The sequence below is a fragment of the Bacillus sp. HNG genome (genome assembly GCF_003400205.1).
Taxonomy (GTDB): Bacteria; Bacillota; Bacilli; order Bacillales; family Bacillaceae_L; genus Ferdinandcohnia.
In genome coordinates, this window is the sequence record NZ_QUQV01000026.1 from 1 (window position 1) to 13249 (window position 13249).

The 13249-nt window shown below is 39.2% G+C and carries 14 protein-coding genes; 3 read left to right on the forward strand and 11 right to left on the reverse strand.

Annotated features, from left to right (window positions below; translation table 11 throughout):
* Positions 1-65: 65 nt before the first annotated feature.
* From DZB84_RS23235 to DZB84_RS23245, 3 genes are all read right to left on the reverse strand, one after another.
* Positions 66-566 carry a cupin domain-containing protein gene (locus DZB84_RS23235; RefSeq protein ID WP_116354687.1) on the reverse strand — a complete coding sequence of 167 codons (501 nt, stop codon included), beginning with the start codon at positions 564-566 and terminating at the stop codon, positions 66-68.
* 315 nt (positions 567-881) lie between these two features.
* Complete coding sequence (locus DZB84_RS23240) at positions 882-1871, reverse strand: ornithine cyclodeaminase family protein (protein ID WP_116354688.1); 990 nt, start codon at positions 1869-1871, stop codon at positions 882-884.
* A gap of 75 nt (positions 1872-1946) precedes the next feature.
* Positions 1947-3236 carry an MFS transporter gene (locus DZB84_RS23245; protein ID WP_116354689.1) on the reverse strand — a complete coding sequence of 430 codons (1290 nt, stop codon included), beginning with the start codon at positions 3234-3236 and terminating at the stop codon, positions 1947-1949.
* A gap of 189 nt (positions 3237-3425) precedes the next feature.
* On the opposite strand from DZB84_RS23245, the gene DZB84_RS25090 reads away from it, so the two are divergent.
* Complete coding sequence (locus DZB84_RS25090) at positions 3426-3593, forward strand: hypothetical protein (protein ID WP_165439160.1); 168 nt, start codon at positions 3426-3428, stop codon at positions 3591-3593.
* A 46-nt stretch (positions 3594-3639) separates the two neighbouring features.
* Here the strand turns inward: DZB84_RS25090 and DZB84_RS23250 are convergent, their stop codons facing one another.
* Complete coding sequence (locus tag DZB84_RS23250) at positions 3640-4842, reverse strand: ornithine--oxo-acid transaminase (protein ID WP_116354690.1); 1203 nt, start codon at positions 4840-4842, stop codon at positions 3640-3642.
* 317 nt (positions 4843-5159) lie between these two features.
* Between DZB84_RS23250 and DZB84_RS23260 the strand changes: the two genes are divergently transcribed.
* The gene (locus DZB84_RS23260) at positions 5160-6572 is read left to right on the forward strand and encodes a sigma-54 interaction domain-containing protein (RefSeq protein WP_116354692.1); all 1413 of its coding nucleotides are present in this window, start codon (positions 5160-5162) and stop codon (positions 6570-6572) included.
* A 161-nt stretch (positions 6573-6733) separates the two neighbouring features.
* Entirely contained in the window at positions 6734-7348 is a 615-nt protein-coding gene (locus DZB84_RS23265) for a hypothetical protein (protein ID WP_116354693.1), read from the forward strand.
* A gap of 93 nt (positions 7349-7441) precedes the next feature.
* Here the strand turns inward: DZB84_RS23265 and DZB84_RS23270 are convergent, their stop codons facing one another.
* From DZB84_RS23270 to DZB84_RS23300, 7 genes are all read right to left on the reverse strand, one after another.
* Positions 7442-8587: a trans-sulfuration enzyme family protein gene (locus DZB84_RS23270; RefSeq protein ID WP_116354694.1), complete on the reverse strand. Its 1146-nt coding sequence runs from the start codon at positions 8585-8587 to the stop codon at positions 7442-7444.
* A gap of 122 nt (positions 8588-8709) precedes the next feature.
* Positions 8710-9273, reverse strand: coding sequence for a hypothetical protein (locus DZB84_RS23275; protein ID WP_116354695.1), 564 nt, complete (start codon positions 9271-9273; stop codon positions 8710-8712).
* 3 nt (positions 9274-9276) lie between these two features.
* Positions 9277-9909, reverse strand: coding sequence for an SCO family protein (locus DZB84_RS23280; protein WP_116354696.1), 633 nt, complete (start codon positions 9907-9909; stop codon positions 9277-9279).
* 93 nt (positions 9910-10002) lie between these two features.
* Positions 10003-11694: a cbb3-type cytochrome c oxidase subunit I gene (locus tag DZB84_RS23285; RefSeq protein ID WP_116354697.1), complete on the reverse strand. Its 1692-nt coding sequence runs from the start codon at positions 11692-11694 to the stop codon at positions 10003-10005.
* Between the two features lie 14 nt (positions 11695-11708).
* The gene (locus DZB84_RS23290; protein ID WP_116354698.1) at positions 11709-12176 is read right to left on the reverse strand and encodes a cytochrome c oxidase subunit II; all 468 of its coding nucleotides are present in this window, start codon (positions 12174-12176) and stop codon (positions 11709-11711) included.
* Positions 12177-12187: 11 nt separating this feature from the next.
* Entirely contained in the window at positions 12188-12337 is a 150-nt protein-coding gene (locus DZB84_RS23295) for a cytochrome c oxidase subunit 2A (RefSeq protein WP_116354699.1), read from the reverse strand.
* A gap of 294 nt (positions 12338-12631) precedes the next feature.
* Positions 12632-13237 carry a class I SAM-dependent methyltransferase gene (locus tag DZB84_RS23300; protein WP_116354700.1) on the reverse strand — a complete coding sequence of 202 codons (606 nt, stop codon included), beginning with the start codon at positions 13235-13237 and terminating at the stop codon, positions 12632-12634.
* Positions 13238-13249: the final 12 nt, after the last annotated feature.

The following is a 13249-nucleotide window of genomic DNA, read 5'->3' on the forward strand; positions in this document are numbered from 1 at the left end:
ATGGATTTCGGCATTTTAAATTTTAGCTGTTATATATCGAAAAATGGCATTTTTACTATTCTACTCTATTTTTTCTCGAGCGCTAGCTTGCGTATAACTGCTTCATGCTGTGGATATTCCTTGAGTAGTTCCTCTTGTGTAAATAATTCAAAATCCTCAAATTCAAATCCAGGTGAAACCATACAGCCTACAAGTGAGAATGTATTTTCTTCTTTAACGGAGGATCCGAATATCGAATTTTTAGGCACAAATACCTGCGGAACCTCTCCTTTGTCAAGATTAAGCCCAAGCTGCATTTCTTTGTATTCTCCTAATTCGTCAATGATATGGACGGTTAATGAGCTACCACCATGGTAATACCAGAGCTCGTCTGATTTTAATCGATGTAAATGGGATATATCCTCAGATCCCAGTAGAAAATATATACTCGTATACAATTTTCTTTGGTTACCTTGCTCCGTATCGATCATCACATCTGAAGCAAAAGTCTGCTTATAAAACCCTCCCTCTGGATGTGGCTCAAGTCCGAGATGTGATATATAAAACTTTGCTTCTTTTTCGTTCATTGTAAAAACTCCCCTCAAAATAAAAATCAAGTATTAGTATATCCTAAAAGCAGAAATAAGGAGTAGCCCTAATGGCTACTCCCCAGAGTGTAAACAAAGTCAATACTGACTTTGTCTACACGATTTTTCACAAGATATTTGATATAAATTACTTTCCAGACTGTCTTGAAAATGCTTGTCAGACAAGGCGCGCAGCCGAGCAAAGACGCGAATAGAAGTTGCCTTCATGAGCGGACGAGCAAGGCAAACAACTAAAGTCATGCGAGCGTTTGTCAACAGTCTGATGAGTAGCCCTAATGGCTACTCCTTTCCCATCTACACCTCAACCTCTGTCCCTACTCCATTCTTCATTGCTTTTTCGTAGACTGCGGCTGCTACTGCTAAATCAAAATATGCTGTCCCGACTGATTTAAAAAATGTAATCTCCTCATCCTTGTCCCGACCACCTATTTTCCCAGCCACAAGCTCACTCAATTCTCCATGCAGCTCATCAAAACTCCACACGCCCTTATTTGCTGGAATGATAAAGTCGCCAGCTTCGTCTTTTACCCCTTCCATCGTATCGGCTACGATCTTTGAGCATTTCAGAATCGTTTCTTCATCAACCTCTTGCATATGCGGAAGATAAGAGCCTACTCCATTAATATGTGTTCCCGGCTGTAAGACTTGCCCTGAGAAAACAGGTGCCGCAGAGCGTGTTGCACAAATGACAATATCTGCTTTAGCAACAGCTTCGTCGGGATCATCTATGATTGTAATTGAACCAGAATATCTTGGGCTCAATTCTGGAATTCTTTTTTCAAAAGCGATAGCCTTATCCCTTGTACGGTTAAAAAGCATAATTTCTCTAATTTCACGGACTTCTAAAACTGCTTGTAGCTGTTCCTCGGCCATAGCCCCTGTTCCAATCACTACAACAGAGGTCGCATCTATTTTAGCTAAATGCTTTGTTGCAATCCCACTGACTGCACCAGTCCGCAATCGCGTGAGATAAGAAGCATTTAAGCAAGCAAGGTGTTCCCCATTGTCTGTGTCACTTAATAAAATGACACCTTGTGTAGTGTTTCTACCCAGGGATGGATTATCTGGAAAAATGGTTACGACTTTAACCGCAGATTTTCCAACCGGTGCCATGGAGCTTGGCATATATAAAGCAGAAGCCTCCTTCTCGGGAAAATCAATGACTGTTCGATGAGGATTTACTACTTTTCCTTCTTCATAGTATGTAAGTGCCTCCTCTAAATCCCGAATGGCATCAGACATCGAATATAATGATCGAATTTGAGACTCGGATAAAATAAGCATGGTATCCCCTTCTTTCTTTTCCTCATCATAACATCATTGGAAAAAGGAACCGCAACCTGCGATTCCCTTAAAAAGCTAGGCTGTCTCATCGCTATCCAAGTCTTCATTTTTACGATCACGTACGGTCGCAACAGCAATGAGGGATATCGCAGCCGTTAAGATAATGTATAATGCAACAGGCACATAGGAGTCATTGAATGCTGCAAGTAATGCCGTTGCAACTAGTGGAGCTGTTCCACCTGCGACTGCTGCCCCTATTTGGTACCCTAATGTAATTCCAGTGTAGCGGACATTTGATTTGAAAATCTCCGAAAACATCGTTCCAAGTACAGCGGTAATTGGAGCCCAAATAATCCCAAGTCCTAAAATCGTCGCAACCACTAATAAGGCCACTGATTCTTGATGGAGTAGCCAAAAATAAGGAAATGCGTATAACATCATTAAGATGGTTCCACCGACATAAAGGTTTTTACGTCCAACTTTATCCGATAGATTCCCCATTATGGGAATTAGAATGGTTGTCACAATCGTTGCAATCGTAACAGCATTTAATGTGGCTGTACGTGAGAAGCCGAGCTGTGTTGTTGCATATGATACGATAAATGTACCAAAAATATAGAATGGAGCCGTTTCAACAACCTTTCCTCCTATTGCAATTAAAACCTCTTTCCAATGTGTGCGCATCGTTTCAAAAAATGGAATCTTAGCCACCTCACCCTTCTCTTGTACCTTTTTGAAAGAAGGTGTTTCCTCAATTCCTTTACGAATCCATAATCCAAATACCACAAGTAATGCACTTAGGATGAATGGAACACGCCAGCCCCATGACATAAAAGCTGCATCTGGCAATAAAGTCATTAAAGACAAAGCCAAAGTTCCGAGCAATAACCCAATTGTGACACCCATTTGTGGTACACTACCGAACAATCCGCGTTTTTCCTTTGGTGCATATTCAACTGCCAGTAAAAGCGCACCTCCCCACTCACCACCTAGGCCAATTCCTTGAATAAGGCGCAGTACGATGAGTAAAATCGGTGCAATAACCCCAATTTGCTCATATGTAGGCAGGAATCCCATAAGAACTGTCGCCCCACCCATAAGAGAAAGTGTTAAGACCAAGGTTTTCTTCCTTCCAATTTTATCGCCAATATGGCTAAAAATAACTCCACCAAGCGGCCGGATGAAAAACGACAGTGCGAACGATGCATAAGCCAACATAAGTCCTACAGTTGGATCGTCGCTATGGAAAAAGGCTGTATTAAAAACAAGCGCGGCAACCGTCCCATACAAAAAGTAATCAAACCACTCAATCGAACTACCTACAAGGCTAGCAATGAGAACTTTCTTTTCTACCTTTGTTTGCATGGCTTTTCCCCCTTATAAAAAATATGAATAGTCCAGTAATTGAACATATTCTATAAAGAGGACAACTATTCAAATTTTACAAATATTAGGAGTTAAGTACTACTCCGGACTTTTTCAGATAAAGTAAATACATACAAAATACAGGAATGCAAAAACTACGTAGGAAAGTAGATGAAAGGAGAAATGGATATGGGACGTGGAAAAAGCTTTAACCATAAAGAAAAAGGCCATCCTGGCAACTTTCCTAAAAACAGCATAAGTGAAGAAAAAGATCATAGTCGACAATTTGAACAAATGGAAGGCATCGTCTCTCATGAAGCTTTTAAAAACCGAGTAAAAGAGGACGAAATGCCTTAAGTAAACAGAAAAGGATCAAAACAAAAAGTCTTGATCCTTTTTCATTTTACCCTAAAACCTTCGCTATTCGTTCGATTGCCCAATCTAATTCTTCTTTTGTTACAATTAAAGGTGGAGCAAATCGGATGACCGTATCATGCGTTTCTTTACAGAGCAAGCCTTCTTGCTTTAAAGCCTCACAATATGGACGAGCGGCTTCTGTGAGTTCAACACCGATAAATAAACCACGACCTCGGACCTCTCTAATCTTTGGATTTTTTATCTCTTTTAATCGGTCTAGAAAATAGTCACCAAGTTCAAGTGAACGTTGGGCTAGATTTTCCTTTAATAATACATTCATTGAGGCAATGGATACAGCACAAGCCATTGGATTACCACCGAATGTAGATCCATGTGAACCCGGATTAAACACTCCTAACACATCCTTGTTTGCTACTACACAGGATATCGGGAATACACCACCACCTAATGCTTTACCTAATATATACATATCAGGTTCTACTCCATCCCATTCACAAGCAAACATTTTACCGGAACGGCAAAGTCCAGCTTGAATTTCATCTGCAATAAAAAGAACCTGATTATGTTTACAGACTTCATAAGCTTCCTTGAGGAAACCTTCTGGTGGAATAATAATTCCAGCCTCTCCTTGAATCGGTTCAATCAAAAATGCTGCTGTATGTTCAGTGATGGCATTCTTGAGCGCCTCAATATCACCATAGGGAACAAGTTTAATTCCCGGTAGCATCGGACCAAAGCCACGCTTATACTCTTCCTCTGATGATAAGGATACCGCCGTCATGGTACGTCCATGAAAGTTTCCAATACAAGCGATAATTTCAGCTTGATTTTCTTGGACCCCTTTTACATCATATGCCCATCTGCGAGCTGCCTTAATAGCTGTTTCAACAGCTTCTGCCCCCGTATTCATAGGAAGCGCCATTTCTTTATTTGTTATTTTACAAATTAATTCATACCAAGGACCGAGCTGGTCATTATGAAATGCACGGGATGTTAATGTTACGCGGTCTGCTTGATCCTTTAAGGCTTGAATAATTTTAGGATGGCGATGTCCCTGGTTAACGGCTGAATAGGCACTTAACATATCCATGTATTTGTTGCCCTCAGGATCCTCTACCCATACACCCTCTGCTTTTGAAATAACAATTGGTAGGGGGTGATAGTTGTTTGCTCCAAATTTTTCTGTTTGTTCAATGATGGCTTTTGAGTTCACTTTCGTTTGAGTCATCTATTTATCCTCCATTTTTCATTAGTCCATAAGAATTGCTTCCTGCCTCTTATCTTATGCAAGAACCATGCCAAACTTTTGACGAGCCTGCCACTTCAAACTTAAAACTGCTTGATGCTGAGGTTTCGCATGACCAAAAACAGTTTCTGACTAGTTAAAGAATCTATGATATTTTCATTTAGAACATGCAAAGAGCAAAATTTATTTGCGTTTTCCTTGTTTTCATGCAAAAAGTCTTTTCTTTTCCATGTAAACAGCGCAAAAATTATATGCGCTTTCATTTATTTCTCTTATAATAAAGAAAAGGTGGCGATAACATGAAACAGGTTGAGTTATTAAAAAGAAAGGCGACTGAACAGTTAGTTAACGAAGTTGATGTTGGCATCCATGTTGTAGACCTAGATGGAACAACCATAATCTACAATCAAAAAATGGCACAAATTGAAGGAATGAATCAACATGATGTTTTGAATAAGAAATTTGTTGATGTATTTTCGTTTGATAAAAACGAAGACAGCACATTGCTCCAAGTCCTTAAGAATGGTGAACCGATAAAAAACGCAAAACAGACGTATTATAATAATCGCGGTCAGGAAATTACCACTATTAACAATACCATCCCGATTATGGATGACCGAAAGCAAATGGGAGCGATGGAAATTGCTCGTGATGTGACAAAACTAGAGAAACTCCTTCGCGAAAATATGAATCGAAGAAGTGACACACATTATACATTTGATAGCATCATAGGAAGTAGTGCTGCTATTTCAGAGGTCATTGAGGCTAGCAAGCGAGCAACTCGGACAAACTCTTCTGTTCTCATCATTGGAGATACTGGAACTGGAAAAGAGCTTTTTGCCCAAAGTATTCACAATGGAAGCAACAGATCTTCTGCTCCCTTTATCTCTCAAAATTGTGCTGCTTTACCAGACAGTTTAATCGAAGGCATCCTTTTTGGTACAAAAAAAGGTGCATTCACTGGTGCAATTGATCGCCCCGGCTTATTTGAGCAAGCGAATGGAGGTACTTTGCTTTTAGATGAGATCAACTCATTGAATCCAGCGTTACAAGCAAAGCTTTTGCGTGTCATCCAAGAGAAAACGGTCCGACGAGTTGGTGATACGAAAGATAAAAAGGTGGACATACGCATCCTTGCAACGATGAACGAGGACCCTATTGATGCCATCTCAGAAGGACGACTTCGCAAAGACTTATATTACAGGCTAAGTGTTGTAACCCTTTTCATCCCGCCACTTCGAAACAGGAAGGAAGACATTCGTGAGCTTGCGTACACCTTTATGGAAAAATATAATCATCTATTTGGATTGAATGTAACAAAGATTGAGGAACGCGTATTACAGGTTTTTATGCAATACGACTGGCCGGGAAATGTTCGAGAGCTAGAGCATATGGTTGAGGGAGCATTGAATGTTATTACCTATGAAGATACCATTTCCTATAATCATCTCCCCCTCCACTTTCGAAAAAAGACACATTCCAAACCGGAACTGGCAAAAGTGGCGAACCCAAAACTTACAGAAATAATAGACGTTCAACCGCTTGACAAATACATGGAAGAAATCGAAACCCTATACTTGAAACAAGTCCTACAGCACTGTAACAATAACATCACAAAAGCGGCAGACGCACTCGGAATGAGCCGCCAAAACCTCCAATACCGTCTTAAAAAATATGGGATCCAGAGGGACGGTTCTCCTGGTCCCATGTAGCAGACTTTCTATAAACACCATCATATTCCCACAGCTATATACAATTATTGCTCGGGAAATGGGTAGAAAATGGTCGAAATGAACGAATGATTGGTGAATTTTAAGGTACTATGGTAGAGGTCAAACTTTGAATAATATTAATGAGATAGTGGGTGCTTTTTATGAAAGATTATGTATGGTATGCAAGCTATGGCTCCAATATAAATAAGGACCGATTTCTTTGTTATATTAAGGGGGGGCGACCTAAGGGTTCTAATGAAACGGAGGTTGGTTGTAAGGACCCTACTTCTCCAATCGATGAAGGTATGTTTACCATTCCTTACCCCTTGTATTTTGCAAAGGAAGCTGGGAGATGGGACTCAAAGGGTGTTGCTTTTATAGATGGAACTCCAACTGATGACGCCGTAACCTTTAGTAAAAAGTATTTAATCACATCTGAACAATTTCTAGATGTTCTGCAACAAGAGAATAGTGGGCTCCAGTTTGATCTTGATTTAAAGAAGGTCAAGGAATCCGGTTCGATGGTTTTCCGCAAAAGGTCTTGGTATGGACGAATCCTATATCTCGGTGATGACGGGGGCTATCCAATTTTTACGTTTACTGCCCCTTGGGAAATGAATGATATTACATTTAATAATCCTTCTAATGAATATTTAGAGACCATTATTACAGGTCTAAAAGAGTTTTATTCGAGTGAGGAAATCTTACGTTATCTAGAACAAAAACCAGGTATTAGCGGAAATTATTTAACTGAAGAGCTTACAAGATTATTTTAGGAAAGGAGGCTATTTGCATCCTTTTTGGTGTTTATAGCCATATTGAATCCAATTAAAAAAAGAGTACCCATTTTTCATGGATACTCTTGTTACCTATTTTAAAGATTTTTCAATTGCTTGTTCGAAGACGGAAATAATGTCCTCGTAATGCTCAATGCCAACAGAGATTCGCACAAGTTCATTTGTAATCCCCAATGCTTCCTGTGCTTCTGGCGGTAATGCACGGTGCGATGTTTTAAGAGGATGTGATACAGTCGTCTCTACCCCCGCTAGAGTTGGAACAATTTTCACCCAACCGATGGATTTGAAAAACTGGCTTACATCAACAGTTTTCGCAAGCTCTATGGATACCATTGCTCCAAAACCTGTAGCATCTTCCTCAAATGGATAATACACACGCGCAATATTCGGATTGTTACGTAAGGCATCCGCAAGCTTACGAGCATTTGAAGATTGTACTTGCATGCGAACTGCTAATGTTTTTAAGCCACGAGTCGTTAACCACGCTTCAAATGGGCTCACATTTGCGCCTAGATTCGTAACTTTCGCACGCGCTTTTTCTACCAAATCTTCTCTTCCTACAACCACTCCAGCAGTTATATCACTGTGACCCCCAATATATTTAGTCGCGCTATGCACGACAAGCTCAACTCCAAGCTCATATGGGTTGCAGTGGAATGGTGTAGCGAATGTATTGTCTACCACTGTAATTAATTCGTTGCGTTTTGCATGTTCCACAACTGCTGGTAGGTTTTCTACACGTAAAAGTGGATTTGTAATTGATTCAGTGTATAGCATTTTAGTATTAGGCTTGATTGCCTTTTCGACTTGGTCAAGGTCTCCGAAAGAAACAAAGGTTGTTTCAACACCAAACTGTTTTAGCTCTTCGTGTAAAAGATGGAAACTTCCACCATACACATCGTCTGCTGCAACAATATGGTCTCCACTCTTCACAACTGAAAGGATGCCCGCTAAAATGGCAGATAATCCTGAAGATGTGGCGATACCAGTTGGTGCACCTTCAACAGCTGCTACCATTTGGCCAAGCTCATCCGGATTTGGGTTTCCAGTACGAGAATATAAATAATTTCCTTCACCTTGAAAATACCCCTCTAAATCCTCGAGATTATCAAAGGTAAAAGCGGATGTTTGATATATGGGAGTAACCTTACTGCGAATTGGTAGATTCCCTTTTTTTACACTATGTATTAGTTTAGTCTCAAATCGTTTTGCCAACATTTCCACCCTCTTTTGTCTATATTGCTATTATTCTGAACCTTAATTTTAGAGATGTCAAATGTAATCTTTCAAATAAAAAAAGGATGCAATCAACAAAAGAGAAGCCACACCAGCAGCTTCTCTTAACTATTCTTATATATTGATTGGTCTGTAAAATTAGTATAAACCAGATAGATTAAAATACAAATTGCTGTTGTAATAAATCCCCAGCCCAGAGTGATTTGATCGATTACGAGGTAATTATTACATAATTGATTATTTATATTGATATATAATACACCCATACCTAAATACTTAACGGTAAAAAAGATGAACACAATGTTTTTGGCACGATCAGTAAGCTTCTTCCAGCTATCACGTAACGGAACACCCGCTAAGAAAGATAGACTTAAAAATTTCCACACTTCCATGCTTGTAAAGTTTAATGTCTCGTCCATCGTTTTGGGTATTGTCCAATACACCATGATTACAATGAATAACAGAATTCCTGGTACTCCATCTTGATTCCATTTTTCAAAAAAACGTGGGAATTTTTGTTGAAATAGTTTTCCCATAAAAAATCCAGCAATGACGATGGATGGCATCTGCATATGCATATGGATAATCATGATAGACTCCAAGAGATTAGCAACCGGGGGAAGAGCTAATACGATTAATAGTCCTAGTCCGATCAAAAATTGTTTCATAGCTTATTCCCCCTTTTCTATTTCTATGATGCTAATGACTTTGGCAGCCGCTTCATCGATTTCTCGATAATCCATGACATCAATCAATGAACCATTTCCATCCACTAAATAAAAGGCTGAGTTATGTGCAAAGTTTCCTCTTCCATCTGGAATGACAATGACACCAAATTCATCAAGAAGGGTTTGTAATTCAGTTTCGTTTGAAATCCTTGCCATTCTCCATGTTTCTCCGTCTGATCCAAAGTAAGTCCGATATTTACTCAACGTTGCAGGGTCATCTCTAGTTGGATCAAAGCTTATGCTTAAAAATACGATTTCGTTTCCAAGGAATTCTTGTGGAATTTGCTCATAAACCTGTGCCATATTCAATTCCAATTGTGGACAAACTGTCGTACAGGATGTGTATAAAAATGTGATAAATACAAATTTATCTTGAAACTCTGAAATAGAATATGTTCGTCCCTCGCTATCTTCAAATGTTACATCTGGAAATGTAGGCTTCTCATCTATTAATTGATTGACTCTTGCTGTTTCTGCAGTAAATGCTTGAAATCCATCGGTTCCCGTATAGAATAGTACACATCCAAATAATAAAATTAAAATACAAGCGAATGTCTTCCGATTTTTTTTGATCACGAAGATCACATCCTATTTCTTTTTTTCCTTTAATTATAGAAAGAGATAGCCGCTGTTTTCGCTATCTCTTTCTATTTGGGACTTACCTCAGGTTTACCAGGTCTTAAATGGTGGTGATCCTGGAGGTGCGTTTACAATCATATCGGTTAGTGGTAATACATACGCCATTGCGATGACGAGAATCATTAGCACTACCCATAATCCCCAACGCTCTGTCCAAACTGGAGTTTTTGAAGCATTTTCTTCTACTTCGGCGATTGGGAATTCTGTTACACCTTTTGGTGCAAAGAACATCATGTTAAATGCTGCATATACTTGAATGATTACTGCGACTAATAATAATGTTGCCCCGATACCAACAACCATCATAAATGGTTCCCAGCCTGCAGCTTGCGCACTACCAAAATAGTCTGAGAAAGATGTTCTACGTGGTGAACCGAGTAATCCAACTGTATGCATAGAGCCTGACATTAAAACCATACCAATTGTCCAAATGATGGTTTGAACAACACCAAGTTTATTCATTCCTTTAGTCATTACTCGACCTGAAATATGCGGGATTAACCAGTAACTAATTCCAAAGAAAGTCATTACGACTGACATACCTAGTGTTAAGTGGAAGTGTCCAACGACCCACATTGTGTTGTGAACGACTTGGTCAAGTTGGTTTGTACTTTGAACAATACCACCTGCTCCTGCTGGGATAAAGGCAGCCATCGCGATAAATGGTGCTAGGAAACGAACATCTCCCCATGGTAGCTTTTTAAACCAACCGAGTGCACCTTTTCCGCCTTTTGCTCTTCCAGTACGTTCAAATACCGCAAACATTGCCCATGCTGTCATTAATGATGGGAAACCAATTGCTAAACTCATAAATACGTGAAGGAATTTAACTGCTGGCAGAATTCCTGGGTCAATGATTTGGTGGTGGAATCCACCGGTAATGTTCATAATAACTAATGCGATAACAACTACACGAGTGAGTGTGTCACTCCAACGTTTTCCGCCAATAATTTTCGGTACGATTACATACCATGCTGATACTGCTGTTAAATACCAGATGTTAACTGCTGTATGTCCGAAAGCCCAGAACAATGTCCGAGATACCATTACGTTAATTGTATCTACCCATCCAAGTGACCATGGTAGAATCAAGAATAATACTTCAACTGCGACAAATGCTGTTGCGCCAACTAATAGAATGAATACACCTGTTGCGAAGAATGAAAGGATTGGTAGATGTTGACCTTTATGGTTCTTTCTCCAATTTGCTACTTGTGTAAATGCTCCAGCTGCCAAGATCCAAATACCAACTACCACTAAGGCTAGCCCAATATAGAATACAGGGTGTGCTGCCATTGGTGGATAGAATGTATACATAACAGACGCTTCATTCATTAAGACTGGTATAACTACGAGTACGATACCAACGATCTTCGTCCAGAAACCAACCCACGCCATTTTTCTCACCTTAGGTAGTAATCCACCTAATTCATGTGATAGACCAGCGTAGAAGTAACCGATTGTAAAGAATGCAGACATTACCACCACTAATAATAAACCGTGTGCTGTTAGTACTTGATAATAGTTAAGCCAGCTTGGTAATTCTAGAAGACCTGCACGGTTTAAACCTTGTACTAATCCTAAAAGTCCACCTAATAATAATGCGATAAATGCTACTGATAAATAGGATTTTGAGATTTTTGCGTCATGTGGATTTACACCTAAAACCTTGTTTGCCTTTTCTTTAAAAGTCAAATCTCCGTTATTTAATATAGTTGCCAATGGTCTCCCCTCCTTTATTTCACTGTAATTGTAGTAGCCATTAATTGGTGACCTGCACCACAATACTCGTTACATAGAACTAAATACTCACCAGGTTCATCAAACGTTTGAGTGATTTTCTGAATTTGTCCTGGCATTACCATTGCATTTAAGTTTGTACCTGCGACTTCGAATCCGTGTACAACATCTTTAGATGTCATCGTAAAGTGAACCTTTGAACCTGCTGGTACTTCAATGTTTCCTGGATTAAATGCGAATACTTCTAATGTCATCACTACTTCATATTCGTTTTCACCAATTTGATATACACCTGGTTTATCAAATGGTGCTGTTTCGTCAACTTTCTGAGGATCGATTGTTTCCATATGACTTGGTGGTCCCATTTCTAATGCAAAGGTTTGGTAGCCAGTGATAAGCATGAATGCCATGATCATACCGAAACTGATTGTAAGCCATATTTTTTCATCAAGATGCATTTTCATTTTTACCCCTCCTAAAATCTAGACATGAATAGGCCGAATAGTACTATATACGTAAAAAGAATGACTGCTCCAACAACACCGACTGAAACCCAAGTTCCAACTAAACGTCCTTGGTATCCCCCGTCTGCCTTTTTGTTTTGGTTAACTTTTGAAGCTCCCATCCAACTCAACCTCCTTATGTTCTTCTTACTTACATCATAATTAGGAACCATTCTCAATGTTGTGAACTGAATCACACATAAAGTGTATTTTTTGATACACCCATTAAAAAAAGGACTAGAAAATTGGCTTTTTCCCGTCCTTTAAAACCTTCTACAAAAGCACCAAAGCGGCTCCATTATTGGATTTCAGGTGCTTTTTCTATTGTTTATCTTTCGTTCAAAGTCAAAAATGACAAATTGGTGAACATACAGATTTTTACATAAAAAAGGCAGCTTCCATTCAATAGAAGCTGCCTATCCTAGTTGATAAACCATAAATCTCTCGTATGTGTTTTTTTCAAACAACTCTGGAATGATAATCTCTTTCTTTAGCTGAAATGGAGTATTATTCTCTAAAAAATAGGTGTAATCGGTAGATCCATAATAAAGAATAACCTCCATTTCACGCGGTTTCTTCTCATAGGAACGAAGAATATTTGCAATCGTATGCTTAAAAACCTGAATGGAAAATGGATTAAAAAAGTAAAATCGATTATCGAGTGGATGGATTTCATAATCCTGTGCGGCACAATGGTTTATTTCAATTTCCTCTTTGCGGATACCAGGTCTTTTTGAATAACGGTCTCGGTTTTGAACTGCCTCGTGGTATAAGCCTTTGTCAATCTCAACTCCAACAACTGTTGCCGCAAAAATATGATGAATATAAAAAAGGAGCCGTCCCTTTCCGCAACCAAAATCAACTACCCGATCTGTCTTTTTCAATTGATAGTGTTCAAACAAAGCAGCCAGCCCTTCATACGGTGTCGGCTCATAGCGATAATAATGCACAGATGAACTAAATCCCTTTTGTCCTCCACTTGTTTTCACATGTAAAAGTGCATCGAAATACTTATCTTCCATGGGTAGTCTCCT